Source organism: Dactylosporangium sp. CA-139066 (assembly GCF_050936175.1).
Taxonomy (GTDB): Bacteria; Actinomycetota; Actinomycetes; order Mycobacteriales; family Micromonosporaceae; genus Dactylosporangium.
The window spans coordinates 501,788-527,994 of sequence record NZ_JBNJNH010000002.1; the positions used below are offsets into that span (position 1 = coordinate 501,788).

Genomic DNA, 26,207 nt, shown 5'->3' on the forward strand with positions numbered 1-26,207 from the left:
GGGAGAGCGCTGTGACCGAACCGATCCTGGTCGTGGACATCGGGTCGTGGGCCCTGTCCGCCGCCGTGGTACTGCCCGATCAGCTGCACCCGATCCGCGAGCCCATCACCGGCGCGCTGCGCTGGCCGGGGGGCGCCACGCTCGTCACGACCGGGGGCGGGCGGCCGCGGCTGGCCGTCGGCGTCCCGGCGGAGCAGGCCCGCGACCAGCATCCCCGGCAGTACGTCGACGGCGTCCGCCGGGCCGTCGACGCCAACGCCCCGATCTGGCTCGGCGACCAGCTCGTCAACGGCGTGGAGCTGGTCGGCGCGGCGCTGGAGGCGATCGCGGGCGAGGCCCGGCGCCTCCACGGGCCGGTCGGGCGGCTGGTGTTGAGCGCGCCCGTGGGGTACCGCAGCCATGATCCCCGAAGGGAAACCCTCGTGGCGGCCGCGGCCCTGGCCGGCTTCCCCGACGCGGAGCTCGTCGGCGACGCGAGCGCGGCCGTGCTCGACCCGTCGACGCTGCTCGAGGTGGCCGAGGGCGGGCACGTGCTCGTGTGCGACCTCGGCGCGACGTGGACGGCGGCGGTGGCGCGGATGCAGGGCGGCCGTGCGGTACCGCTGAGTCAGGAAAGCTCCGGCAGCGGTCGCGACATCGACGTGGTGCTCGCCGCGGACCTCCGCTCGGCGCTGGGCGAGTGGGTGGAGCCGGCGTTCGCGGCCGGCGGCGACACGAGTGTGCGCGCCAACCTGCACGCCCTGGACATCGTGCGGCGCCTGAAGCACCGGCTGGCCGACGCCCCGGAAGCTTCGGAGGAGGTGGAGGCGGGCGTCCCGGCGTACCGGATGGATCGCCGGCTGCTCGACCAGCTCACGGAACCGGCGACCCGCTGGCTCGTCGCCAGCTGCCGGGCGGTCGTCGCGCGGGCCGGGCTCACGCCGGCCGACATCGCCGCCGTGCTGCTCGTCGGCGGCGCGTCGCGGCTGCCCGCGATCGGCCCGGCGCTGCACAACGGGCTCGGCCGCCCGGTCACCCGCCCCGCCGACCCCGACCTCGCCGTGCTGCGCGGCGCCGCCGCCTGGGCCCGCGCCCGCTCGGCCCGCGCGGTGCCGGCCGACCCGCCGTCGTGGCGCGTCGAGCCGCTGTCGTGGACGATCCCCGGCGGCCGCGGCCGGTTGGTGCGGTGGCTGGTCAAGGAGGGCGAAGGGTACGCGGGCGGCGCCGCCATCGCGCAGGTGCGCACGGCGGACGACGAGGTGTACGACCTCACCGCCGGGCGCGTCGAGGGCATCCTGCTCGAGCAGCGCGTCCCCGTCGGCGACATGGTCGTCTCCGGCGCCGTGGCCGCGCACGCGCGCCTGGAGCCGGCGAGCGCCGACCGGTTCCAGCTGGCCAAGCGCCACCACCTGCGCGTGGCCGGCGACTGGCTGCTCACGCCCGACCGCCGGGCGCTGGTCGAGTGGGCGCGCACCGGCGAGTACGTCAAGGTCCGCGCCATCGACACCGGCGCCCTGGTCACGGAGCTGCGTCCGGGCCGCGGCGCCGGCCGCCCGCAGCACGCGCAGGTCGCCCTGGGCCCGGGCCGCCAGCTGGCCCTCGTCACCTGGGACGCCGAGGGCCACTTCTCGGTGTGGGACGTGCTTTCGGGCCGCCTGATGACCAGCTTCTCCGACGTTCACAAGCCGGATGCGGTACTCCTGAACGAATCCGAATGGCGCCTCGTCACCACGGGCGAGGGCGCGGCGAGCGTCGGCCGCTACCGCCGGGACGTCGCCACCGTATGGGACCTGGCCACGGGCGCCCGCATCGACCGCGTCGTCGGCGAGGACCTGCCGCGCCGCTTCGCCGGCTACACGCAGACGAGCCGCGCGGACGCCTTCGCCGCCCAGATGGAGAGCCCGGACGGCCGCCTGCGCGCGGCCGCGTCGGACGGCACGCTGTCGGTGCGCGACCTGGAGACGGAGGCGGAGGTCTTCCGCGCCGACCTGACCCCGGGCCGGCGGGTGAGCACGGCGTTCTGCCACGAGGGACGCCACCTGCTGGCGCGCTCAACGGACGAGGACGGCACCTGGGTCGACGTATGGGAGGTACTCCAGGCCGCCTGACTCAGGCTGCAGGTGGTGCCGGCAGGACCGACTCGACGAGGCGGTGCATGCCGGAGGACGGGTTGTCGTCCGGCGGCTGGTTGCCGTTCTTACGGTGGTACGTCTCGAGCGCGGCGGCGCGACGCGCGGCGTCCCGTTGCGTGGCATGTAGGTTTCGCCGGCGAGCCCTTTGTCCGCGGATCCGTCGTGTTCGCGGCGGACCCGGCGGGCCTCGTCGTTGTCCAGGAACCGTCGATGGTCCCGGAAATGCAGCACGAGCCACAGCTCGAAACACGGATTGGAAACCGCCAGGTTGATACCGTGCCGGGCCGCGAGGTCGCGGGCCTCGGCGAGCGACGGATGGTGTACCGGCCACTCGACGTCGTACAGGCACCAGACCTCGTCGATCTCGCCCTCTTCGCGTCGCGCCCGCTCGCGGATCTCGATGGCGCGCCGCACCAGCGTGAGCGGCACGGCGCCGCTCGCGCCCCGCTCGATGCGGATGTCGACGGCGGCGGCATCGCGGACCTCGGGATCACGCCGGAGCGCCTCGAGGTACTCCGGCTCGGTGCGTATCCCCTCGCACAGCACGACGAGCGTCTTGCGCGGCCGGCGATCGCCGACCCTGCGGCGCAGGGATGCCGGTGGCTGCCGACCGCGGGCCATCAGGCGACCAGCCCCAGCGCTCTTCGCAGCCGCTGCTGATCGAGTTCGGGAACGCCGCCGAACCGGCCCTGCAGGTAGGCGCGCTCGAGGTTCAGCGAGCGACGGACCTTGTCGCCGCCGAACTCGGCCAGCGCCGTCAGGCTCGTCGCCCCTGACGGACCCTTCTCGGTCAACCACACCTCATCGCGGTTGAGGTGGTTGAGCAGGCTCGTGTCGTGGGTGGTGAAGATGAGCTGCGCGGCCGCCGGGTTCGTCGCCGGATCCTGGAAGAGTTCCACCAGCCGGGCGGACAACTTCGGATGAAGGCTGGCGTCGATCTCGTCGAACAGCAGCACCTGACCGGAGCCCAGCGCGTTCAGGACCGGTGCGATGAGTGCGAACCAGGCCAGCGTGCCGTCGGACTCGTCCCAGGAGTCGAACGGCACAAGCTGCTCGCCGACTTGATGCACGAGACGGATGTGCGGTTGCGTCGCGACCGTGCCGTCGCGATTGACGATCGGCCGCTCGCCGACATCGATGTCGTTGATCCCGAGGTCCGCGAATCGCAGCAGCTCCAACGCGGCATCGATCGGAAAGCCGTCGGGCAGTTGCAGCCCGGCCGGTTCGGCCGGAAACATTTGCGCGGTCGCGTGGAACGCGCGTCGACGGTCGAGGCCGAGCGTGCCGATGCCGGCCAGCGCCCGCGCGAACGGCCGGACCTCCGGCTCGTCAAAGCGCATGGCCGCCGACAGGACCAGCGTCGTCGGCGTCAGCAGCTCGCGGACCCCGGACAGCCGGCCCAGCCCGCGCCTCAGCGACAGATCAGCGTCCTCGCGTTCGAACAACGTGCGCGGCTGGCGCTTCGGGTAGCTGTACAGCGCCTCGTGCAGCACGGTCGAGTCGTCGAATTCGATCTGGTACGCGTACCGCACGCCCTCCACAAGCATGTCGATCTCGAACCTGGAGGACGAGAACGGGCCCTCACCGAACTTGAACGGCTCCCGCGGTATGACGTCGGTCCACGACCGGAGCGAGTGGCGAACCGCGTCCGACAGCCACGCACACGCGGCGAGCACGTTCGACTTCCCGGAGGCGTTGGCGCCGTACACGCCGGCAACTGTCAGTACGTGCTCATTGAGCAGCTCAAACTTGCGCGCCGCGGGCCGGTCCTCGTCGACGGCAATCATCGAGAGCTCGACCGGGGCGCCGATCGAGCGATGGTTGGCGACCTCGAGGCGTAGCAGCACGGCGTCGACCTTCGCAGCAGAGAGCACGTTCAGCCCACTCTACGTCAAAGTTCGACGAAATCGGCCCCGGACGTGCGGCCGAGCTACGAGGACAGGGACGCTGCGCGGGCGGGCCAGTCGCCGCCGCGGGGGATCAGGGCCACCACGCGCGAATCGTCGTCGCGGCGGTCCAGGCGGACCTCCAGGTGCTCGTCGCTGAGCTGCTCGACAAGCCCCTCCCCCCACTCGACGAGCGTCACCGAGTCCTCGAGCGTCGCGTCCAGGTCCAAGGCGTCGACCTCGCCGATCGGGTCGGTCACGTTGCCCAGGCGGTACGCGTCGACGTGGACCATCGGCAGCGTGCCGCCGCGGACCGGGTCGGGGCGGTGCACCCGCGCGATCACGAACGTGGGGGACGTCACGTCGCCGCGGACGCGCAGGCCCGCGCCGACGCCCTGGGCCAGGGCGGTCTTGCCGGCGCCGAGCGGGCCGGTGAGGACAACAAGGTCGCCGGCGCGCAGCAGCGCGGCCAGCGAGCGGCCGAAGTCGCGGGTCTGCTCGACCGTCGCGAGAACCATCGTCACGTAAGCACCTTCGTCAGGAACTCATCCATCGCATCGTTGACCTCGTCGGCGTGCTCGAGCAGCACGACGTGGCCGCCGTCGGGGACCACGACGAGCTCCGCCTCGGGCAGCACAGACGTTATCTCGTACGTGTGGGTCAGCGGCGTCAGCTGGTCCTTGTCGCCACATACGAGCAGGACGGGCAGGTCGCGCAGGGGGCCCAGGACCAGCAGCCGGGAGTGGGTGTAGAGCGTGCGGAGGTACCTGGCGATGACCTCGGTCGACGTCGTGGAGTTCATCTTCTCGACGTACGACACCAGGGCCGGGCTGGGGCGGGCCGTGCCGAAGCCGTAGCGGCGGGTCAGCAGCCAGGCCAGGTCGGTCGCGGCGTGGCGGGCGCGGTCGATCACCGCCGAGCTGATCGGGCCGGCCAGGCCGACGATCGGCAGCAGCGGGCGGCGGAAGCGGGCGACGACCTCGGGCAGGCCGAAGTTGACCTGATCGAGCTTGCCGGCCGAAGTGGAGATCAGCACGGCGGCGCCGACGCGGTTCTCGAACAGCTCGGGGACCTGCTCGGCGAGCGCCATGATCGTCATGCCGCCCATGGAGTGGCCGACCAGGACGATCGGGCCGGTCGGGGCGGTGGCCTGCAGGACCGCGCGCAGGCCGGCGCCGAGGGCGTCGATGTTGTACTCGCCCTTCTTCAGGCGGCCCGAGCGGCCGTGGCCGGGCTGGTCGTAGAAGACCATGCGGTACTTGCCCTCGAAGAACTTGCGCTGGAAGTGAAACGTGCCCATGTCCAGGCAGAAGCCGTGCACGAAGACGAGGGTGGGACCGGGGCCGTCGACGACCTCGACGTACAGGTCGAGGCCGTCGTCGGTGGTGACGGTGAGCTGCTCGTCGCTGTGCCAGACGCCGAACTCCTCGTCGGCGTGGGGGTCGTCGGCGTTCTTGGAGCGCCGCACGAGATACCGCTCGGTGGCCACCCCGGCTGCCACGCCCGCCGCCGCGAGGCCGACGACCGCGCCGATGATGCCGGCCGTCCGCTTCCGGTTGCCGCTCTTGACCACCTCGGTACCCATGCACAAAGCCTAAACGGTCGTTACCCGCGAGTTAAGATCGCGACCGCCGCACGCAGTTGGACGGCGACGTCCGCCGCGGTGACCGGGCCGCCCTCGGCCGCGAGCCGGCCGGCGAGGCCGTGCGCGTAGGCGGCGGCGACGGCCGCCTGCTCGGCCGGCAGGCCCCCGGCCAGCAGCGCGCCGAGGAGGCCGGCGAGCACGTCGCCGGTGCCGCCGGTGGCCAGGGCCGGGGTGCCGGTCGGGTTGACGAAGACCCGGCCGTCGGGGGTGGCGACGATCGTGCGGTCGCCCTTGAGGAGCACGACCGCGTCCATGCGCTCGGCGAGGCCGGTCGCGGCGGCGATCCGGTCGTCGCCGGGCGCGCCGCCGGAGAGGCGCTGGAACTCCCCGTCGTGCGGGGTGACGACCGTCGGAGCGTCGCGCTCGCGCAGCCAGTCGGCCATCCGGGCGTTGGCGAGCAGGGTCAGCGCGTCGGCGTCGAGGATGGCGGGCACCGGTGCGCCGAGGACCGCGCGCAGCTCGACGAAGGCGCGCTCGTCGGTGCCGAGGCCGCTGCCGCACACCCACGCCTGGACCCGGCCGGCGTCGACGACCCGCTCGGTCGCGATGACCGGCGGGTGGTGGAAGCGCACGGCACCGGCCGCGCCGCCGGCGTAACGGACCAGACCGGCCGGGCCGGCCAGGGCGCCGGCGGTGGACAGCACGGCGGCCCCGGGGTACTTGTCGGAGCCGGTGGCGACGCCGACGACGCCGCGGGAGTACTTGTTGTCGTTCGCCACCGGCCGCGGCCACCATGCGCCGATGTCCGCCGCGTCGGGCACGTAGAGCGCCGGATCGCCCTCGAGGTGCGGGCCGAGGCCGATGTCGACAAGCTCCACGATCCCACTGTGTACGGCACCGGCGCCGACCAGCAGCCCCGGCTTGAGGGCGCCGAAGGTCACCGTGATGTCGGCGTGGATCGCCATGCCGGTGACCGCGCCGGTGTCGGTGTCGACGCCCGAGGGCACGTCGACGGCGATGACGAGCGCGTCGCGCAGCCGGTCGGCGAGGCCGGCGACCCGGGAGGCGTGCGGCTCGCGCAGCCCGCCGCGCCCGCCGATGCCGAGGATGCCGTCGACGACCAGGTCGGCCGCCGGCATCCCGTTGGTCCTCGGGTCGAGCAGCCGGCCGCCGGCGTCGTGCAGCGCGGCGGCCCCGCCGCGGTGGGCCCGCTCCGGGTCGAACAGCAGCGCCTCGACCCGCGCGCCGCGGCGGGCGAGCTGGGCGCCGGCGTAGAGCGCGTCGCCGCCGTTGTTGCCGGGGCCGACGAGCAGCAGGACGCGGCTGCCGTACACCCGGGGAAGGCTGTCGGCGCAGCGGCGCGCGAGGCCCGCGGCGGCCCGCTGCATCAGCGCGCCCTCGGGCAGCGTCTTCATCAGGGACTCTTCGGCCGCGCGCACCTGCGCGACCCGCCACGCGGTTCTCATTGGGGCCTCCCCAGGTCGACCGGCGTGCCCTCGGCCACCACCATCGCCGAGGCGATGCCGCCGTCGTGCGACAGCGACAGGTGCCAGCGGGAGATCCCGCGCTCGGCGGCGGCCCGGGCAACGGTGCCGGAGACGGTCAGCCACGGCCGGCCGTCGGGATCGCTGACGATCTCGCAGTCGTGCCAGTGCAGCCCGCCGGGCGCGCCGAGGGCCTTGGCGACCGACTCCTTGGCGGCGAACCGGGCCGCCAGCGACTCCGCCGAGCGGGGGTTCCCGGATGAGGTGACCCGCTCGGCGGAGGTGAAAAGGCGGTCGATGAGCAGCGGCGTGCGTTCCAATGCCTTGCCGAAGCGTTCGACCAGGACGACGTCGATGCCGACAGACACGATCACACGGACCACTTTGTCACATTGGCCCGGGCGCACCGTCCCTACTCGACGGTGACCGACTTGGCCAGGTTGCGCGGCTGGTCGACGTCGTGGCCCCGGGCCGCGGCGATCTCGCAGGCCAGGACCTGCAGCGGGACGGTGGTGACCAGCGGGGCGAGCAGGGTCGGGGTGACCGGGACGTGGAAGAGGTGGTCGGCGTACGGGCGCACGGCCTCGTCGCCCTCCTCGGCGATCACGATCGTGCGGGCGCCGCGGGCCCGGACCTCCTGGATGTTGGAGACGACCTTGTCGTGCAGCACGCCGCGGCCGCGGGGCGAGGGCACCACGCACACGACCGGGGTGCCGTGGTCGATGAGGGCGATCGGGCCGTGCTTGAGCTCGCCGGCCGCGAAGCCCTCGGCGTGCATGTACGCGAGCTCCTTGAGCTTCAGCGCGCCCTCCAGCGCCACCGGGTAGCTCACGTGGCGGCCGATGAACAGCACGCTCTTGGCCTCGGCGAGGTCGCGGGCCAGCTCGCGGATCGGGGCCATCATGGACAGGACCTGCTCGACCTTGGCCGGCATCTCCTGCAGCTGGGCGACGACGGCGCCGACCTCGTCGGCGTACTTCACCCCGCGCACCTGCGCCAGGTGCAGCCCGACGAGGTAGCAGGCCACGAGCTGGGTGAGGAACGCCTTCGTGGAGGCGACCGCGATCTCCGGGCCGGCGTGGGTGTACAGCACCGCGTCCGACTCCCGCGGGATCGTCGAGCCGTTGGTGTTGCAGATCGCGAGGACCCGGGCCTTCTGCTCCTTCGCGTGGCGCAGCGCCATCAGGGTGTCCATCGTCTCGCCGGACTGCGAGATCGCCACGACCAGCGTCGAGCGGTCGAGCACCGGGTCGCGGTACCGGAACTCGCTGGCCAGCTCGACCTCGCACGGGATGCGGGTCCAGTGCTCGATGGCGTACTTCGCCACCATCCCTGCGTGGTAGGCCGTGCCGCAGGCGACGATGAACACCTTGTCGACGTCGCGCAGGTCCTGGTCGGACAGGCGGACCTCGTCGAGCATCAGGTCGCCGTGCTCGTTGAGCCGGCCCAGCAGGGTCTCGGCGACCGCGTGCGGCTGCTCGGCGATCTCCTTGAGCATGAAGTAGTCGTAGCCGCCCTTCTCGGCGGCGGAGGCGTCCCAGTCGATGTGGAACGTCTTGCCCTCGGCGACGTTGCCCTGGAAGTCGGTGATGACGATCGCGTCGCCGGAGATCAGCACGACCTGGTCCTGGCCCAGCTCGACCGCCTCGCGGGTGTGCTCGATGAACGCCGACACGTCGCTGGCCAGGTAGTTCTCGCCCTGGCCGCGGCCGACGACGAGCGGGGAGTTGCGCCGGGCGCCGACCACGACGCCCGGGGCCTGCACGTCGACGGCGAGCAGCGTGAACGCGCCCTCCAGCCGGCGGCACACGGCCCGCATCGCCTCGGCGAGGCGCTCGCCCGGGGTGTCGCCGGCGGCATCCGCCAGGGCCTGGGCGAGCAGGTGGGCGGCGCACTCGGTGTCGGTGTCGCTGGCGAACTCGACGCCGGCGGACTCGAGCTCGGCGCGCAGCTTCGCGAAGTTCTCGATGATCCCGTTGTGGATGACGGCGACCCGGCCGTCGAACGAGCGGTGCGGGTGCGCGTTGCGGTCGGTGGGGCCGCCGTGGGTGGCCCAGCGGGTGTGGCCGATGCCGGTCGTGCCGGATGCCATACCGGTGTTGGCCCCGACGGCGTTGCCCTCGTCGGCGAGCGCCTTCTCGAGGTTGGCGAGCTTGCCGGCGCGTTTGGCGGTGAGCAGGTCACCGCCGACGATGGCGACGCCGGCGGAGTCGTAGCCGCGGTACTCCAGCCGCCGCAGCCCGTCCAGCACGATGTTCAAGGCCGGCCGGGTGCCGGCGTACCCCACGATTCCGCACATGCCCGTACCGTAGCAGAAATTCGCGCAGGACCCGTGCGCGAAACTGTCGCGTACGCGCACGGGTATTGCGCACAGTCGGGCGATTGCTAAATCAGCGAGGATCGGATCTGCGCGCCGCCGTCCACGACCAGTGTCTGCCCCGTCATCCAGCGTGACGCAGGTCCGGCCAGGAAGGTGATGATGTCCGCAATGTCCTCCGGCTCCCCGATGCGCCCGAGCGGCAGCTTTTCGCGGAGGTACTCCTCGTTGTTCTCCCACAGCCCCCGCGCGAGGTGCGTGCGCACGATCCCGGGCGCGACGCCGTTGACCCGCACCGCGGGGGCGAGCTCGGCGGCCAGTTGCCGGGTCAGGTGGATCACGGCGGCCTTGGTGGCGTTGTAGTACCCGATCCCGGGCTCGGTGAGAATGCCGCCGACCGACGCGACGTTGACGATCGCCCCGCCGCGCGCCGCCATCGACGCCCTCCACACCAGCTGGCTCCACAGCACCGGGCCGAACTGGTTGAGCCGGACCGTCTTCTCCGCGCGGACCGGGTCGATGTCCACGAGCGGGCCGAAGTAGGGGTTGGTGCCGGCATTGTTGACCAGCACGTCGACCGCGCCGAAGCGCTGCACGGCGGCGTCGACGACGGCGGCCGCCTGCTCGGGCTCGGCGGCGTGCGCGGCGTGGGCGAGCACGCCGGCCTCGGGGAACTTGGCGGTGATCTCCTCGGCGACCTCGGTCAGCGACTCGATCTTGCGCGAGGTCAGCACGACGTTGCAGCCCTCGGCGGCGAAGGCCAGGGCGCTCGCCTTGCCGATGCCGCGGGAGGCGCCGGTGATGATGACGGTGCGGGCATCTGTCATGCCCGCACGTTACTACCCAGTAGGAGAGGCGCTCCGCACGATGTGAGCGATCCGCTCGGCCGCTTCCTTCGCGGTCTCCTGGGTGCCGGCCTCGACCATCACCCGCACGAGCTGCTCGGTGCCCGACGGGCGCAGCAGCACCCGGCCCGCGCCGCCCAGCTCGGCCTCGACCTGCTTGGCCGCGTCCAGCACCTGCGGGGAGCGCGCCGCCGCGGCGCGGTCCAGCACGGGAACGTTGATCATCACCTGGGGCAGCCGCTGTACCACGGCGGCCAGCTCCTTCAGGCTCCGGCCCGTGCGCTCCATGCGCCCCATCAGGTGCAGCGCGGTGAGCACGCCGTCGCCCGTCGTCGCGTAGGCCGGCATGACGATGTGGCCGCTCTGCTCGCCGCCGAGCGCGAGGCCCTTGGCCCGCAGCTCCTCCAGCACGTACCGGTCGCCGACCTTCGTCTCCAGCAGTCGGATGCCGGCCTCGGCCATGGCGAGCTTGAGGCCCAGGTTGCTCATGACGGTCGCGACGAGCGTGTCCTCGGTGAGCGTGCCGGCCTCGCGCATCGACAGCGCCAGGATCGCCATGATCTGGTCGCCGTCGACCTCGGTGCCGTCGGCCGCCACCGCGATGCAGCGGTCGGCGTCGCCGTCGTGGGCGATGCCCAGGTCGGCGCCGTGCTCGACGACGGCCGCGCGCAGCTGGGCGATGTGGTTGGAGCCGCAGTCCTCGTTGATGTTGAGGCCGTCGGGGTCCGCGTTGATCGCGATGACCGAGGCCCCGGCCCGCCGGTACGCCTCCGGGGCGGCCGAGGAGGCGGCGCCGTTGGCGCAGTCCACGACGACCTTGAGCTCCGCGAGCGGGCTCGGCAGGGAGGTCAGCAGGTGCCGGACGTAGCGGTCCTCGCCCTCGGCGTAGTCGGTGACCCGGCCGACCCCGGCGCCGGTGGGACGGCGGTGGGTGCCGTTGTCCATGAGGCGCTCGATCTCGTCCTCGACCTCGTCGGGCAGCTTGTGCCCGCCGGCCGCGAAGAGCTTGATCCCGTTGTCGGGCATCGGGTTGTGCGAGGCCGAGAGCATCACGCCGATGTCGGCCTCGAGCACGCCGGTGAGGTACGCCACGGCGGGCGTCGGCAGCACGCCGACCCGCACCACGTTCGCGCCGGCGCTGGTGAGGCCGGCCACGACGGCCGCCTCCAGCATCTCGCCGCTGGCCCGCGGGTCACGGCCGACGACCGCGACGGGCGCGTGCGAATGGTCGTGCTCGAACAGCGCCTGGGCGGCCGCGATGGCGACCGCCATGGCCAGCTCCGGAGTCAGATCGGCGTTGGCCCGCCCGCGCACCCCGTCGGTGCCGAAGAGTCGCCCCATTGCGTACCTCCCATGGTTGTACCTCGCGCACAGCGCAAAATCGGCCGGGCGCGCACCTCCAGGGTGGCACCCGGCCGACAGGCTTTGTTAGCGCTTCGAGTACTGCGGGGCCTTGCGGGCCTTCTTCAGGCCGTACTTCTTGCGCTCGGTGGCGCGGGCGTCCCGGGTCAGGAAGCCGGCCTTCTTGAGCGCCGCGCGGTCGTCCGCGTCGTTCTCGACGAGGGCACGCGCGATCGCGAGCCGCAGCGCACCGGCCTGGCCGGTGGTGCCGCCGCCGCGCAGGTTGGCGAAGACGTCGAAGGTCTCGGCCTTCTCGGCGATGACCAGCGGCTCCTTGACGGACTGCTGGTGCACCTTGCTCGGGAAGTAGTTCTCGAGCTCGCGGCCGTTGAGCAGGAACTTGCCGGTGCCGGGGACCAGGCGGACCCGGACGATGGCCTCCTTGCGGCGGCCGACCGTCTGGATCGGCTGGCCGGCGCGGCGGGGGCGGGTCGGCGCCGCGGTGGTCGCCGTCGCGGTGGCGGTGCTCGCCGTCGCGGTGGCGGTGCTCGCCGTCGCGGTGGCGGGGGTCGTGCCGGTAACAGCAGAAGGGGCAGCCTCGACGGTGGCGGCAGCGGCCGGCGTCGGGGCGGCGGTGGTCTCCTCGGTCACGCTCAGTCCTTCGTCCGCGCTCACTGCGCGATCTGCTTGATCTCGAACGGCTGGGGCATCTGCGCGGCGTGCGGGTGCTCGGCGCCCGCGTACACCTTCAGCTTGTGGATCTGGCGCGCGCCAAGGCGGTTGTGCGGGAGCATGCCCTTGACGGCCAGCTCGATCGCCCGCTCGGGGTGCTTGGTCAGCAGCTCCTCGTAGCCGACCCGCTTCAGGCCGCCGGGGTAGCCCGAGTGGCGGTACGCCACCTTGGTCTGCCGCTTGTTGCCGGTCAGCGCCACCTTGCCGGCATTGATCACGATGACGAAGTCGCCGGTGTCCACGTGCGGGGCGAACGTCGGCTTGTGCTTGCCGCGCAGCAGCGTCGCGGCGTGCGTGGCCAGACGGCCGAGCACCACGTCGGTGGCATCGATGACGTGCCAAACGCGCTCGATCTCACCCGGCTTCGGGCTGTACGTACCCACAGGTCTACCTGTTCTTCCACGTCGTCGGTTTGGGGTGCGCTAGCGATGCGTACCCCCGGAATCGACGTGGGGACGCCATGTCATCGCACAACAGCACTCCACGATACTCGGCGTCCCCAGCCGACACCAAATCGGGTCACACGGCGGCGAGCCTGCGCGGAGAACTGCGCAGATACACCAGCCACGTTACTCCGAAGCAGAGGGCGTAGTACGCGATGAAGGCGATGTAGGCCGCGTCACCCGTCTTGTAGTCCAGGAACGACTCCCGGAACGCCAGGTTGACCAGCACGCCGCCGGCCGCCCCGATCGCGCCGGCCACGCCGATGAGCGCGGTGGCGAGCCGCCGGGCCTGCTGCTCGTCGTCCGGGAACTTGGCCCGGAAGATCGCCGGGATCATCTTGTACGTCGATCCGTTGCCCACCCCGCTGAAGAGGAAGAGGAACACGAACCCGGTCACGAACAGCGGCAGCGAGTGCTGGCGGGAGGCCAGCAGGACGGTGCCGGCGCCGAGCGCCATGGCCACGAAGTTCCAGAACGTGATCCGGGCGCCGCCGAAGCGGTCGGCCAGCATGCCGCCGACCGGGCGGATCAGCGAGCCGAGCAGCGGGCCGAGGAAGGTCAGGTAGGCCGCCTTGACCGGGGTGGAGAAGTCGGCCTTGAACTGCACCTGCAGGACCTGCCCGAAGGCGAAGCCGAAGCCGATGAAGGAACCGAATGTCCCGATGTACAGCAGCGACATGATCCAGGCGTGGCCGTCCTTGATGACGTCCCGCATGGCGCGCTTGTCGTTCGAGGCGTGCGTCAGGTTGTCCATATAGACCGCGGCGAGTACGGCGGCGACGACGATCAGCGGCAGATAGATGACCACGATGAGGCGCGGGTGGGCGGCGCCGGCCGTGGCGAGCACCAGCAGCCCGACGAGCTGGACGGCGGCCACGCCGATGTTGCCGCCGCCGGCGTTGATGCCCAGCGCCCAGCCCTTGAGCCGCTGCGGGTAGAAGGCGTTGATGTTGGCCATCGACGAGGCGAAGTTGCCGCCGCCGACGCCGGCCACGGCCGCCGCGATGAGCAGCGTCGCGAAGGAGACGCCGGGCTTGAGGATGATGCCGGCGAAGATCGTCGGCACGAGCAGCATCAGGGCGCTGAAGATCGTCCAGTTGCGCCCGCCGAAGGTGGCCACGGCGAAGGTGTACGGCAGCCGCAGCACCGCGCCGACCAGCGTGGGCGCGCTCGTGAGGAGGAACTTCTGGGCCGGGTCGAGGCCGTACTGCGGCCCGAGGAAAAGCACGAAGACCGACCACAGGCTCCAGATGGAGAAGCCGATGTGCTCGGAGAGAATCGACACGATCAGGTTGCGCCGGGCCACCTTCGACCCGGTGCGGGCCCAGAAGTCGGGGTCCTCGGGGCGCCAGTCGTCGATCCACCGGCCGCGGCGCGGCCCTGACGGAGACTGCGGTCTTTCCACGGCAAGGGTCATGACCGTGGAGGCTAGGGACGCCCGGTTTCACCTCGTGGCGCCGAAGTTGTCGGCCCCGAAACGTTTCCCACACGGCGGCGGATCCCCGCTTGTGAGATCCGCCGCCGCCGAATGTGCAGGTCAGGCCTTGCGGAAGGTCCAGGTGCCGGTGTCCGGGCCGCCGGACGGCGGCGAAAGCTTGAGCGTGGAGCCGCTGCAGTCGTACTGGCTCTTCTTGAGCACGGGCTGCGCGTCGACGGCGCCGCCGGTGTCCGCGGTGCCGCTGCCGGTGAACTCCGTGATCTTCATCTTGTCGGCGACGCGGACCGCGGCGGGCGCGGTCAGGTCGACGGTCACGGTGAGGCTGCTGAAGTCGACGGTCCCGGTCGGCTCCAGCGTGCCGGTCGCCGACGACGGGGTCTTGATGTTCGCGTTGACCTTGCCGCCGTAGGCGAAGCTGCCCTTGACGTCGTTGCCCGAGACCTTGAAGGCGAAGGTCACCGGTTGCATCGGGTCGAAATTGACCTGGGTCTTGCCGCCCGAGTCGATCGTCATCAGGGCGCCGCCGCCACCGTTGAAGGTGCCCTCGACGGGACCGCTGAGCTTGCCGGTGAGGCCGTCCGCCTTCCAGCTGCCGACGAGGCACTGGGCCGCGCTGCCCTGGCCGCCGCCGGTGGTGCCGCCGCTGTCCCCGGCGCCGCCCGACGCGCCGGCGGAGGCGCCGGTTGTGGCGTTGCCCGAGGCCCCCGCGGTGGCGGACGATCCGGGGGACTTGTCACTGCCGCATCCAGCCAGCCCGATGCTGAGCACCGCAACGGCCGCGATGGCGGCCTTGCCGGTCGTGCGCATCTGCTCCTCCTCGCGTGTTCATAGGGGTCCGTGGTTGTTTACCCCGTTGCGAACCGTCGCCACCCTACCGTGCAAGGATCTGGCACACCCGATACCGTTTGGGCGACGGCGCGGTAACGGCCTGCTCAAGCCGCGTGTGAGCCGCTCTTAGCAGGCGCGAAACATTCGGGACCCTGGAGCGAAACCGCCCCCCGGCAGCCTTTGGGCATGTCCGAAGCGTCTTCGACGAGGGTCGTCGTCATCGGCCACGGCATGGTGGGGCATCGCTTCCTGGAGGCGCTGCAGTCCCGCGACACCGGGGGCCGGTTCCAGGTCACGGTCCTCGCCGAGGAGGGCCGGTCGGCGTACGACCGCGTGCGCCTGTCCGCATACTTCGACGGCGTCTCCGCCGAGGAGCTCACCTACGCGGTGCCCGGCGGGGTGGACCTGCGCCTCGGGGAGCCGGCCGTCTCGGTCGACCGCGCGGCGCGGCTGGTGCGCACCGGCGCCGGGGAGTACCCCTACGACGTCCTGGTCCTGGCCACGGGCTCGTCGGCGTTCGTGCCGCCGATCAGCGGGGTCGACCAGGCGGGGGTGTTCGTGTACCGCACCCTCGACGATCTGGAGGCGATCCGCGATCACGCCAAGGGCCGGGAGGTCGGCGCGGTCATCGGCGGCGGGCTGCTCGGCCTGGAGGCGGCCAACGCGCTGCGCCTGCTGGGCCTGCGCACCCACGTCATCGAGTTCGCGCCGCGGCTGATGCCGGTCCAGGTCGACGCGGCCGGCGGCGCCGTGCTGCGCCGATACGTGGAGGACCTCGGCGTGCGGGTGCACGTCGGCGCGGGCACGACCGCGATCCGCCAGATGTCGTCGAGCGGCCGGCTCGGCCTCACGCTCTCCGACGGCGCCCACGTCCCCGCCGACATCGTGGTGGTCGCGGCGGGCATCCGGCCGCGCGACGAGCTGGCCCGCTCGATGGGCCTGGCGACGGGGGCGCGCGGCGGGATCGTGGTGGACGCCGCCTGCCGCACCGAGGACCCGGCGGTCTACGCGATCGGCGAGTGCGCCGAGATCGAGGGCCGCTGCTACGGGCTGGTCGCGCCCGGCTACGCCATGGCCGAGGTGGTGGCCGACCGGCTGGTCGGCGGCTCGGCCGAGTTCCCGGGCGCGGACACGTCGACGAAGCTCAAGCTGCTCGGCGTCGACGTGGCGAGCTTCGGCGACGCGGCCGTCGATGGAAAACCCCGCCCCGACCTGCTCGACATCGTGTACCTCGACCCGGTCAACGGCCGCTACGCCAAGCTGGTCCTCTCCGACGACGCCCAGACGCTGCTCGGCGGCATCCTGGTCGGTGACGCGAGCGCGTACCCGACGCTTCGGGCCAGCGTCGGCGGCCCGCTGCCCGGGCATCCGCTCGCCCTGCTGGCCGGGGACGCCTCGGCCGGCGACGTCGCGCTGCCGGCCGACGCGCAGGTCTGCAGCTGCAACGCGGTCACGCAGGGCCAGGTGGTGGCCGCGATCGCCGAGGGCTGCACCGACGTCGGCGCGCTCAAGGAGTGCACCCGGGCCGGGACCAGCTGCGGGTCCTGCGTGCCGCTGCTCAAGCAGATCCTGTCTTCTCAGGGCGTGGCGGCCGGCAAGGCGCTGTGCGAGCACTTCGAGTACTCCCGCGCCGAGCTCTTCGACATCGTGCGGGTGCGCGACATCCGGACGTTCTCGCAGCTCATCGCCGAGCACGGGCGGGGCCGCGGCTGCGACGTGTGCAAGCCGACGGTCGCCTCGATCCTGGCGTCGCTGCACAACGAGTACGTGCTGGACGGTGAGCAGGCCTCGCTGCAGGACACCAACGACCACTTCCTCGCCAACATCCAGCGCAACGGCACCTACTCGGTGGTCCCGCGCATCCCCGGCGGGGAGATCACGCCGGACAAGCTCATCGTGATCGGCGAGGTGGCGCGGGACTTCAACCTGTACACCAAGATCACCGGCGGGCAGCGCATCGACCTGCTCGGCGCGCGGGTGGAGCAGCTGCCGGCGATCTGGAGCCGGCTGGTCGCGGCCGGGTTCGAGTCCGGGCACGCCTACGGCAAGGCGCTGCGCACGGTGAAGTCGTGCGTCGGCTCGACCTGGTGCCGCTACGGCGTGCAGGACTCGGTGGGGCTGGCGATCGAGCTCGAGCTGCGGTACCGCGGCCTGCGCGCGCCCCACAAGCTCAAGTCCGCGGTGTCCGGCTGCGCCCGCGAGTGCGCCGAGGCCCGCGGCAAGGACTTCGGCATCATCGCCACGGAGAACGGCTGGAACCTCTACGTCGCCGGCAACGGCGGCTTCCGCCCCCGCCACGCGGACCTGCTGGCCTCGGACCTGAGCACCGAGGAGCTCATCCGCACCGTCGACCGGTTCCTGATGTTCTACATCCGCACCGCCGACCGGCTGCAGCGCACCTCGGCCTGGCTCGAGGGGCTCGAGGGCGGCCTGGAGTACCTGCGCGCGGTGATCGTCGACGACTCGCTCGGCATCGCCGAGGAGCTCGACACGCAGATGTCCCACCACATCTCCTCGTACATGGACGAGTGGCGGGCCACCGTCGAGGACCCGCAGCGGCTGGCCCGCTTCGTGTCGTTCGTGAACGCCCCCGGCACCCCGGACCCGACGATCTCCTTCGTTTCCGAGCGCGGACAGCCCGTGCCCGTCGTCCTTGGAGCGCGACCATGAAGTGGACCGCTGTCTGCCCGTACCTGCGGCTGGAACCGGAGCGCGGCGTGGCCGCCCTGGTCGACGGGGTGCAGGTGGCGCTGTTCCGGACGTTCGACGACGGGCTGTACGCCATCGGCAACCTCGACCCGTTCAGCGGCGCCGCCGTGCTCTCGCGCGGCATCGTGGGCAGCCGCGGGGACACGCCGGTCGTGGCCTCGCCGATGCACAAGCAGGCGTTCGACCTGACCACCGGCGAGTGCGTGGACGATCCCGCGATCCGGGTGCCGGTGTACGCCGTGCGCGTCCACGACGGCATGGTGCTCGTCGGGGAGCCCTCGTGAGCGGTACGGAGCGAAGCGGAGTGGCCGCTCACCGGAAACACAGCTTTGACTCGTGCGGCGGCCGCAGCGTTGCGGAGGTCGTCGCATGAGCGCGGGCAGCACCTTGGAGGCGCACCCGGACTCGGACGAGGACCTGCCGCTGGCCGGGTTCACGGTCGCCGTCACCGCCGACCGGCGCCGCGACGAGCTGAGCGCCCTGCTGGAGCGGCGGGGCGCCCGCGTCGTGCTCGCCCCCGCGCTGCGCATCGTCCCGGTCGCCGACGACACCGAGCTCAAGGCGGCCACGGTATCCTGCGTCGACGTGGCGCCGGACATCGTCATCGCCACCACCGGCATCGGCCTGCGCGGCTGGCTCGAGGCGGCCGAGGGCTGGGGCCTGGGCGAGGCGCTGCGGACGCGGCTCGGCGAGGCGTACCTGATCGCGCGGGGCCCGAAGGCCAAGGGCGCGGTCCGGGCGGCCGGCATGCTCGAGGCGTGGTCACCGGACACGGAGAGCTGCGACGAGGTCCTCGAGTACCTGCTGGGAACGGGCTATCCGGGCGGGATCGCGGGCCGGCGCATCGCCGTGCAGCTGCACGGGGAGCCTCACCCCGAGTTCACGTCCGCGCTGCGCGACGCCGGGGCGATCGTCGTGGAGATTCCGGTGTACCGCTGGGCGCCCCCGATCGACCCGGCCCCCCTGCGCCGCCTGGTCGACCTGATCTGCTCGCGCCTGGTCGACTCGGTCACGTTCACGTCGGCCCCCGCGGTCAGCTCGCTGCTGCGCGTGGCCGGCGCGGAGGCCCCCGACGTGCTCGAGGCGCTGCGCACCGACGTGCTGGCGGCCTGCGTCGGCCCGGTGACCTCGGCCCCGTTGCAGCGCCTGGGCGTGCCGGTCGCCGCGCCGACCCGGGCCCGCCTCGGCGCCCTGGTGCGCATCCTGGTCGACGAGCTGCCGAAGCGCTCCCCCACCCTGCACGTCGCCGGCGCCTCGGTCACGCTGCGCGGCCACGCCGCGATCATCGACGGCACGCTCAAGCCCCTGGCCCCCGGCCCGATGGCCGTCCTGCGCGCCCTGGCCGCCTCGCCGGGCCGCGTGCTGTCCCGCGCCGCGCTGCTGCGGGAGCTTCCGCGCGGCGCCGACGAGCACGCGGTGGAGATGGCGGTGGCACGGCTACGAGCCGCCCTGGGCGGCTCGGCCTTCGTCCAGACGGTGGTGAAGCGGGGCTACCGCCTGCGGGTGGACTGAACTCATAGGTCGCTGCGCTCGCGCCGAGGGAACGCCGCTCCACTCGATCGCCAGGCGCCCCCGGGCGCACAGCGGCCCTACTGCAGGTAGTGCTCGACTTCCTCGATGGAGTGCGCCTCGACCTCGTCGGGCGACACTCCCTGCAGCTTGGCCGCGCGCCGCCGGCGCAGCAGATCCCAGAGCTGGTCGAGCTGCGCCTCGATCCCCCGCAGCCGGTCGTGCTCCTCGTCCTCGGTGATCTTCCCCGCCTGCAGCTGCGTGCGCAGCTTGTGCTCGTCGTCGACGAGCGTCGAGATCTGTTGCAGCAACGTCTTGTCGTCCATGGAGTATTTCTAGCTCACTGCGTTGGCGCCGGGGGAGGTCCGCTCCACCCGGCCCCCCTCAAACTCGCGGCGCCGCACTCGATCGACGCGGACCTCGCCCGCGGCCCTCACCCTCTGCGGCCCGCACTCCTTCACGCGTGGCCGCCTCCGCACCGTCCGTTGACCGCGGCCTTCTCGCGCTCTCTGCACCACTCGCCGCCTCCCCACCGTCCGTTGACCGCGGCCTTCTCGCGCTCTCTGCACCGCTCGCCGCCTCCACCGGCCGCGCTGCTGCGCGCCACTCTCACCGTGCGTCCGCTCATCGCGTCTCGCGCGGTCCCCTCCACACCGCCGGCGCCGCCCGTTCCCCACGTCCTTCTTGTGATGCCTCCGCATTGCTCGCCGTCTCCACCGGCCGCGATCGCCCACCACGCCGCCCTCGCCGCGCCACTCTTCTGTGTGTCGGATTTATGCCCTGTCGGGCGATAAATCCGACAAGTCGTGGCACGGAGTGCCCGACTTGTCGGGACTCAACGCCGCGCGAACCAAAGGTCAGCGCAGAGACATGGCCGACCAGCCGAAGTGGTCGATCGGGCCGGGGCCGGCGCCGATGCGCCAATCCGAGGCGTCGCCGATCGCCCGGCCGACGAAGCCCTTCGCCCACGACACCGCCGACGTGGGGTCGTCGCCCATCGCCAGGCGGCCGGCGATCGCCGTGGCGAACGTGGCGCCGCTGCCGGCCGAGTTGCGGCCGGCGATCCGCGGGCTGTGCAGCATCCGCGCGGCGCCGTCCGCCCACAGCACGTCGATCGCGTCCGTGCCCGCGGCGAAGTCGCCGCCGGTGATCACCACGTGCTGGGGGCCCCGCGCGGCCAGCTGGGCCGCGGCCGCCGCCATGTCCGTCGGGGTGGCGACCTCCCAGCCGAGCAGGGCCGAGGCCTCCTCGCGGTTGGGGGTGACGACCGTGGCGTGCGGCAGGAGACGCTCGTACGCCGCGATCAGGCCCCGCCGCGCGCCCGGGGCCGCGGCCGACAGGTCCGGGTCGACGACCAGGTTGGGCAGCGCGCCGGTGCGGGCCCGCGCGGCGATCGCCACCGCCGTCTCCGGCGTCGGCAGGATGCCGGTCTTCACCGCGGCGACCGGCAGGTCCTCCAGCACGCAGGCGAGCTGGGCGCTGACCACCGTGGTCGGCTGCGGGTACACGTCGGCGATGTCGCGCGTGTTGCGCGACACCACCGCCGTCAACACCGTCGTCCCGTGCATCCGCAGCGCGGCCAGGGTGCGCAGGTCGGCCTGGATGCCCGAACCGCCGGAGGAGTCGGACCCCCCGATCGTGAGTACAACAGTCGGCTCCACGGCGCACACATCACCACGCAGCGTGACCCTCGGACCGCACAAGCAGTCCGTCAGCCGCGGCCCTCCCACACCGGCTCGGGGACCTCGACGACCTCGCCGTCGGCGCGGAACAGGACGTACCGGTCGAAGGAGCGGCTGAACCAGCGGTCGTGCGTGACCGCGATCACGGTGCCGTCGAAGGTGCGCAGGCCCTCCTCCAGCGCCTCGGCGCTGGCCAGGTCGAGGTTGTCGGTCGGCTCGTCCAGCAGCAGCAGGGTCGCGCCCGAGTGCTCCAGGAGCAGGACCAGGAAGCGGGCCTGCTGGCCGCCGGACAGGGTGCCGAAGCGCTGGTCGGCCTGGGCCGCCAGCTCGTACCGGCCCAGCGCCGGCATCGCCTGCGGCCGCGGCAGGCCCTCGCGCCAGTCGTCGCCGCGCCACAGAATCTCGGCCAGCGTGCGTTCGAGCAGCTCCGGGCGGTCGTGCGTCTGCGAGAAGTGGCCGGGGCGGACCCGCGCGCCCAGACGGACCTTGCCGCCGTGCGCCACGGGGGCCAGCTCCGCTACGCCCAGTCCGGCTCGATACGGCTCCGCTCCGATCGACCCGGACCGGGCGCCGATCACCGGCCCGTCGGGGTCGGTGCCGCCGCGGGCCAGCAGGCGCAGGAAGTGGGACTTGCCGGTGCCGTTGCCGCCGAGGACGGCCACGCGGTCGCCATACCAGATCTCCAGGTCGAAGGGGTACGTCAACCCGTCCAGCTCCAGCTCCTCGCACATGACCGCGCGCTTGGCCGTACGGCCGCCGGACAGGCGCATCCGGATGTCCTGCTCCTTCGGGGGCGCCGGCGGCGGGCCGGCCTCCTCGAACTTGCGCAGGCGGGTCTGGGCGGCCTGCAGGCGCGACGCGAGACCGTCGTTGTAGGCGGCCTTGGTGCGGTACAGGATGACCAGGTCCTTGAGCTTTTGATGCTCCTCGTCCCAGCGCCGGCGCAGCTCGTCCAGCTTCTCGTGGCGGGCGGTGCGGGCCTCGTGCCAGGACGCGAACCCGCCCGGATGCACCCACGCGGAGCCGCCCTCGACCGCCACGACCCGGTCGGCGGACTGCGCGAGCAGCTCGCGGTCGTGCGACACGTACAGCACGCTCTTCGCCGAGTCGCGCAGGCGCTCCTCCAGCCAGCGCTTGCCCGGCACGTCGAGGAAGTTGTCGGGCTCGTCGAGCAGGAGCACCTCGTCCTCGCCCCGCAGCAGCAACTCCAGCGCGAACCGCTTCTGCTGGCCGCCGGACAGCGTGCGCACGGGGCGGTCCCGCACCTCGTCCCACGGGCGGCCGAGCGCGGCGACGCTCACGGTGTCGAAGAGGACCTCGGCGTCGTACCCGCCGGCCTCGCCCCACGCCGCCAGCGCGTTGGCGTAGCGCAGCTGGGCCTTCTCCGCCCCCGCACCGCTCGCCTCGTGCATCGCCCGCTCGGCGGCGGCCAGGCGCGCGCCCACCTCGGCCAGCCGGGGCGGCGCGAGCTGCAGCGCCAGGTCGTACAGCGTGCGGTCGTCGCCGATCATCCCGATGAACTGGCGCATCACGCCGAGCCCGCCGGCGCGCGCCACCGTGCCCGTGTGCACCGGCAGGTCGCCGGCCACCATCTTCAGCAGCGTCGTCTTGCCGGCCCCGTTCGGACCGACGAGCGCCACCTTCGCGCCCTCGCCGACCCGGAACGACACCTCGGAGAAGAGCTCACGGCCGTCCGGCAGCGTGTGCCCGACCCCTGCGACGTCCACATATCCCACGCCGAAGAGCTTCGGCCGCAGGTGTACGTCATGAAAGCGGTTTTTCGACTCTCAGCACCCGGAAGCCCTTGTGGCTGGCGTGGCGCTCGGCCGTGAAACCCTGCTCGGCGAGCCAGCGCTGCAGCGAGTCCCCGCCCAGGTTCTTGGCCACGACCAGCCACGCCGTGCCGTCCGGGGCCAGCCGCGGCAGCCAGCGCAGCAGCAGCGCGTGCAGCTCCGGCTTGCCGATGCGGATGGGCGGGTTGGACCAGATCTGCGTAAACCCGACAGCGTCCGGCACCTCGTCGGGCTCCGCCGCGACGACCCGGTCCGCGAGCCCGAGGGCCGCCGCGTTCTCCCGCACGAGCTCCAGCGCGCGCTGATTGACGTCGATCGCGTACACGGTCGCCCGCGGCGCCGCCGTCGCCAGCACGGCCGCGATCGGCCCGTATCCGCAGCCCAGGTCGAGCAGCGCACCCGTCGTGGAGGGCCCGGGCAGCGGGGCCTCCTTCAGCAGTACGGCGGTCCCGGGGTCCAACCGGCTCCACGAGAACACCCCCGAGGCGGAAGCGAGGCGAAACTCCTGGTCAAGGGCGTCGAACACGACCTCGTGCCGCTCGTGGGCGACGGCCGGGTCGGCCGAGAAGTAGTGCTCGCCCGCCAAGATGTCCTCCTTCGCGCCGGCTCGCAACGCATTGTCCACGGGCAGGTGACGGGCGGTTTGGGCGGCCACCCGTTCGAGATGCGCGGGCCATCGCCGACAAGCCAACGGTCCGCCCCGTCGGCTACCCTGTGCGACATGACTTCTCGGGACGAGCAGCGCCGGAAGCGGCGTTCCGACTCGTTCCGCCGGGACGAGGCGGACGAAGCCGACAACTGGCTGGCGGGCCTCCGCGGCAGCGGCCGGGGCGAACCCGACCCCTTCGCGGCTGCGCCGCCCCCGATTCGTCCCTTCGATCGCCCCGGTCCTCCGGAGTCCCCGGACTCCTTCGACCGCACGACGTCCCCGCAGCGTCCCCGCTCGGACCGCGACCCCTTCGACTCAGGCTCCGGGTCCGGCCCGGGCTCGGGCTCGGGCGAGTTCCGCGGCTCAGTTCCAGGCTCGGGCTCGGGCTCGGGCGAATTCCGCGGGTCCGGCTCGGCGCCTGCCCGTGGGCGGCGTTCCCGTGACGACTCGCCCAGCGGCGTCTTCGGCCCGGGCGCGCTGCCGCCCGCCCCGCCGCCGGCCCGCCCCAACATCGAGGCCTGGTCCTCGACGCCCGACGCTCCGACCAGCCCGGCCGGCGGCCGCCGGCGCGCCGCCGAGGACGACTCCCCGAGCGGCTCGTTCGGCCGCGCCGCCGCCGAGTCCTCGACCGAGTCCCGCGGCCGGCGCCGCGCCCGCGACGAGTCGACGGAGCGCCGCCCCTCGGAGTCGTACGACCACGGCCCCCGCCTCACGCCGATCATCAAGCCGCTGAGCGACCTCGGCCCGGCGGCGCCCTCCGACGAGCCGCCGCCGCTCGTGCCGATCTTCCCGAACCTGCGCCCGGACGCGTCCCCGACGAGCGGCGCCGGTCGGCGCGCCCGACGGGCCGCGGAGCCGGACGAGCCGGCCGCCTTCACCGGCGACGTCACGGGCGGCCGCCGCCGCGCCCCCGAGGACGGCCCCGGTCGCCGCCGCCGCGAGGACGGCGACCTCGGCCCCCGGACCGGCGACCTTGGCCCCCGGACCGGCGACGTTGGCTCGCGGATCGGCGACCTCGGGCACCGCACCGGCGACCTCGGTCCGCGGACCGGTGATGTCGGCGGTGGGCGGCGGCGGGGTGCGGCGGACGAGCCGGAGAACGGCCGCTCGGTGTACATGGGCGAGACCACCATGTTCCGGCCCGGCGACGACACCGGCGCGCGTCGCCGGCGTGGCGGCCTAAACGACGCGAACGGCACCAACGGGGTAAACGACGCCAACGGCTTCGGCGCGCCCTACGCCGGCGACGGCCCGGGGCCGCGCCGCCCCTACGACGAGGACTCGGGCGTGCGGCGCCAGCGCGCCCCGTACGACGACGAGCCCCGCCGCGCGCGGGCCGGCTTCGAGGCCGCGGCCCCGTCCGACACCGGCGTACGCCGCCGCGAGGAGGCCCTGCGCCGCCGGCCCGCCCTCGACGAGCCGCCGCAGCAGCGGCGGGCGCTGGACGACGCCGTGCCGGCGTACGAGGGCTATGACGCGCCGCCGGCGCGGCGGCGGGGCACCGGGGAGTACAGCGGCGATTTCACCTCCGGCGGCTCCCGGCGCGCGCTGCGCGAGGCGCCCGGGCGGCCCGACCGCGACGACTGGCCGGACCGGCTCGACCGGCCCCGCTCCGGGGGCAGCCGGCCGGGTCGCCCCACCATCGACCCGACCCGCCCGGGCCCGCGCCCGCACCGCTGGGTGGCGCTGCTGAGCGCGGTCGCCGTGCTCGTGGTACTCGGCGCGTGCGGCATGGGCACGTGGTTCATCTTCAAGGACGAGAAGAACGGCCCCGACTCGGCGAAGTCGAGCGCGGCGGCCGACCCGAAGAAGCGCGACATCAGCAGCCGCGACGTGGACCCGAAGCCCCTCACCGAGGCCGAGGTGTTCCCGAGCAACAACATCGTGGCCGTCCCGGACGAGCCGCCGTACGTGATCATGGCGACGAAGGCCTCCAACGACTGCAAGTCGGCCGCGACCGAGCAGCTCGCCACGCTGCTGGCCGGCGCCGGCTGCACCGAGGTCGTGCGCGCGACGATGAAGTCGCCGAACGAGGAGTACCTGATCACGGCCGGCATCTTCAACGTCACCAACGAGAAGGTGGCCGCGCAGACCTTCGACGGCATCAAGCCGATCGTCGACGGCCAGAAGGGCCGCTTCGTCGGCATGAGCGTCGGCGCCGGCACCGGCACGGACGCGCTGGTCCGCGCCCCGACGCAGCTGGGCTGGAACTACAAGGGCCACTTCATCACGTACTGCGTGATCGCTCGCGTGGACGGCAACAACTTCGCGCAGGGCGATCCGTACCCGAACCAGATCACGTACGACATCGTCGAGACGTACCTGGACAACGGCATCGTGGAGAACCGCGCGGTCATCCAGCCGGAGGCGACCCCGGCGGCCTCGCTCCCGCCGTCGGCGGCCCCGAGCTGACCTGATCGGACTCCGGCACGCCGGCGGCTCCGGCGCCGATGCTGTCGTGGGCCGTGTCGCACGGTCGCGCCTGCCCAGGCTAGCGCGAGGCGCGGAAGCGCGAGGCGCGGAAGCGCGAGGCGCGGAAACGCGAGGCGCGGAAACGCGAGGCGCGGAAACGCGAGGCGCGGAAACGCGAGGCGCGGAAACGCGAGGCGCGGAAACGCGAGGCGCGGAAACGCGAGGCGCGGAAACGCGAGGCGCGGAAACGCGAGGCGCGGAAACGCGAGGCGCGGAAACGCGAGGCGCGGAAACGCGAGGCGCGGAAACGCGAGGCGCGGATAGCGCGAGGCGCAGAAGCGCGAGGCACGGAAGCGCGAGGCACGGAAGCGCGAGGCACGGAAGCGCGAGGCACGGAAGCGGCAGCGCGAGGCGCGGAAGCGCGAGGGGCGGAGCGGACAGCG

Annotated in this window: 22 protein-coding genes; 5 read left to right on the top strand and 17 right to left on the bottom strand. The window is 72.9% G+C overall.

All coding sequences use genetic code 11. From position 1 onward, the window contains the following. Positions 1–11 precede the first annotated feature (11 nt). Positions 12–2,087, top strand: a complete 2,076-nt coding sequence (locus tag ACQEVU_RS46930) for an Hsp70 family protein (RefSeq protein ID WP_433336305.1) — start codon at positions 12–14, stop codon at positions 2,085–2,087. Here the strand turns inward: ACQEVU_RS46930 and ACQEVU_RS46935 are convergent. From ACQEVU_RS46935 to ACQEVU_RS46995, 13 genes are all read right to left on the bottom strand, one after another. Continuing rightward, complete coding sequence (locus tag ACQEVU_RS46935; RefSeq protein ID WP_433336307.1) at positions 2,031–2,732, bottom strand: RloB family protein; 702 nt, start codon at positions 2,730–2,732, stop codon at positions 2,031–2,033. The two genes, ACQEVU_RS46930 and ACQEVU_RS46935, sit on opposite strands and share 57 nt — an antisense overlap. Continuing rightward, positions 2,732–3,958, bottom strand: a complete 1,227-nt coding sequence (locus ACQEVU_RS46940; protein WP_433336309.1) for an AAA family ATPase — start codon at positions 3,956–3,958, stop codon at positions 2,732–2,734. Before ACQEVU_RS46940 ends, ACQEVU_RS46935 begins: the two co-directional genes overlap by 1 nt. Before the next feature lie 83 nt (positions 3,959–4,041). Further along, positions 4,042–4,515 carry a tRNA (adenosine(37)-N6)-threonylcarbamoyltransferase complex ATPase subunit type 1 TsaE gene (tsaE, locus tag ACQEVU_RS46945; protein ID WP_433339697.1) on the bottom strand — a complete coding sequence of 158 codons (474 nt, stop codon included), beginning with the start codon at positions 4,513–4,515 and terminating at the stop codon, positions 4,042–4,044. A 2-nt stretch (positions 4,516–4,517) separates the two neighbouring features. Beyond that, positions 4,518–5,582: an alpha/beta fold hydrolase gene (locus ACQEVU_RS46950; RefSeq protein WP_433336311.1), complete on the bottom strand. Its 1,065-nt coding sequence runs from the start codon at positions 5,580–5,582 to the stop codon at positions 4,518–4,520. A gap of 20 nt (positions 5,583–5,602) precedes the next feature. Next, positions 5,603–7,048: an NAD(P)H-hydrate dehydratase gene (locus ACQEVU_RS46955; RefSeq protein ID WP_433336312.1), complete on the bottom strand. Its 1,446-nt coding sequence runs from the start codon at positions 7,046–7,048 to the stop codon at positions 5,603–5,605. Continuing rightward, positions 7,045–7,440, bottom strand: a complete 396-nt coding sequence (locus ACQEVU_RS46960) for a holo-ACP synthase (protein ID WP_433336314.1) — start codon at positions 7,438–7,440, stop codon at positions 7,045–7,047. The genes ACQEVU_RS46955 and ACQEVU_RS46960 overlap by 4 nt, the downstream gene beginning before the upstream one ends. Before the next feature lie 38 nt (positions 7,441–7,478). Beyond that, positions 7,479–9,365 carry a glutamine--fructose-6-phosphate transaminase (isomerizing) gene (glmS, locus tag ACQEVU_RS46965; RefSeq protein ID WP_433336316.1) on the bottom strand — a complete coding sequence of 629 codons (1,887 nt, stop codon included), beginning with the start codon at positions 9,363–9,365 and terminating at the stop codon, positions 7,479–7,481. Between the two features lie 86 nt (positions 9,366–9,451). Continuing rightward, complete coding sequence (locus ACQEVU_RS46970) at positions 9,452–10,210, bottom strand: SDR family oxidoreductase (protein ID WP_433336318.1); 759 nt, start codon at positions 10,208–10,210, stop codon at positions 9,452–9,454. 12 nt (positions 10,211–10,222) lie between these two features. Further along, positions 10,223–11,569 carry a phosphoglucosamine mutase gene (glmM, locus tag ACQEVU_RS46975; RefSeq protein WP_433336320.1) on the bottom strand — a complete coding sequence of 449 codons (1,347 nt, stop codon included), beginning with the start codon at positions 11,567–11,569 and terminating at the stop codon, positions 10,223–10,225. A gap of 87 nt (positions 11,570–11,656) precedes the next feature. Further along, positions 11,657–12,220, bottom strand: a complete 564-nt coding sequence (gene rpsI / locus ACQEVU_RS46980; RefSeq protein WP_433336322.1) for a 30S ribosomal protein S9 — start codon at positions 12,218–12,220, stop codon at positions 11,657–11,659. A gap of 20 nt (positions 12,221–12,240) precedes the next feature. Then, the gene (gene rplM / locus ACQEVU_RS46985; protein WP_433336324.1) at positions 12,241–12,684 is read right to left on the bottom strand and encodes a 50S ribosomal protein L13; all 444 of its coding nucleotides are present in this window, start codon (positions 12,682–12,684) and stop codon (positions 12,241–12,243) included. 136 nt (positions 12,685–12,820) lie between these two features. Beyond that, complete coding sequence (locus ACQEVU_RS46990; RefSeq protein ID WP_433336326.1) at positions 12,821–14,161, bottom strand: MFS transporter; 1,341 nt, start codon at positions 14,159–14,161, stop codon at positions 12,821–12,823. Positions 14,162–14,281: 120 nt separating this feature from the next. After that, positions 14,282–14,989, bottom strand: coding sequence for a hypothetical protein (locus tag ACQEVU_RS46995; RefSeq protein WP_433336328.1), 708 nt, complete (start codon positions 14,987–14,989; stop codon positions 14,282–14,284). A 207-nt stretch (positions 14,990–15,196) separates the two neighbouring features. On the opposite strand from ACQEVU_RS46995, the gene nirB reads away from it, so the two are divergent. From nirB to ACQEVU_RS47010, 3 genes are all read left to right on the top strand, one after another. Continuing rightward, on the top strand, positions 15,197–17,680 hold the full coding sequence (gene nirB / locus ACQEVU_RS47000; RefSeq protein WP_433336330.1) for a nitrite reductase large subunit NirB: 2,484 nt from the start codon (positions 15,197–15,199) through the stop codon (positions 17,678–17,680). Further along, the gene (gene nirD, locus ACQEVU_RS47005; protein WP_433336332.1) at positions 17,677–18,003 is read left to right on the top strand and encodes a nitrite reductase small subunit NirD; all 327 of its coding nucleotides are present in this window, start codon (positions 17,677–17,679) and stop codon (positions 18,001–18,003) included. Before nirB ends, nirD begins: the two co-directional genes overlap by 4 nt. 85 nt (positions 18,004–18,088) lie before the next feature. After that, the gene (locus ACQEVU_RS47010) at positions 18,089–19,231 is read left to right on the top strand and encodes a uroporphyrinogen-III synthase (RefSeq protein ID WP_433336334.1); all 1,143 of its coding nucleotides are present in this window, start codon (positions 18,089–18,091) and stop codon (positions 19,229–19,231) included. A gap of 77 nt (positions 19,232–19,308) precedes the next feature. On the opposite strand, the gene ACQEVU_RS47015 is transcribed toward ACQEVU_RS47010, so the two are convergent. From ACQEVU_RS47015 to ACQEVU_RS47030, 4 genes are all read right to left on the bottom strand, one after another. Further along, a complete protein-coding gene (locus ACQEVU_RS47015) occupies positions 19,309–19,554 on the bottom strand; it encodes a DUF2630 family protein (protein ID WP_433336336.1) in 246 nt (81 codons plus the stop codon). A 531-nt stretch (positions 19,555–20,085) separates the two neighbouring features. Then, the gene (gene thiD / locus ACQEVU_RS47020) at positions 20,086–20,889 is read right to left on the bottom strand and encodes a bifunctional hydroxymethylpyrimidine kinase/phosphomethylpyrimidine kinase (protein ID WP_433336338.1); all 804 of its coding nucleotides are present in this window, start codon (positions 20,887–20,889) and stop codon (positions 20,086–20,088) included. A gap of 50 nt (positions 20,890–20,939) precedes the next feature. Beyond that, on the bottom strand, positions 20,940–22,646 hold the full coding sequence (locus tag ACQEVU_RS47025; protein WP_433336340.1) for an ABC-F family ATP-binding cassette domain-containing protein: 1,707 nt from the start codon (positions 22,644–22,646) through the stop codon (positions 20,940–20,942). Positions 22,647–22,674: 28 nt separating this feature from the next. Further along, entirely contained in the window at positions 22,675–23,289 is a 615-nt protein-coding gene (locus ACQEVU_RS47030) for a class I SAM-dependent methyltransferase (protein ID WP_433336342.1), read from the bottom strand. A gap of 135 nt (positions 23,290–23,424) precedes the next feature. On the opposite strand from ACQEVU_RS47030, the gene ACQEVU_RS47035 reads away from it, so the two are divergent. Next, positions 23,425–25,764, top strand: a complete 2,340-nt coding sequence (locus tag ACQEVU_RS47035; RefSeq protein ID WP_433336344.1) for a hypothetical protein — start codon at positions 23,425–23,427, stop codon at positions 25,762–25,764. Positions 25,765–26,207: the final 443 nt, after the last annotated feature.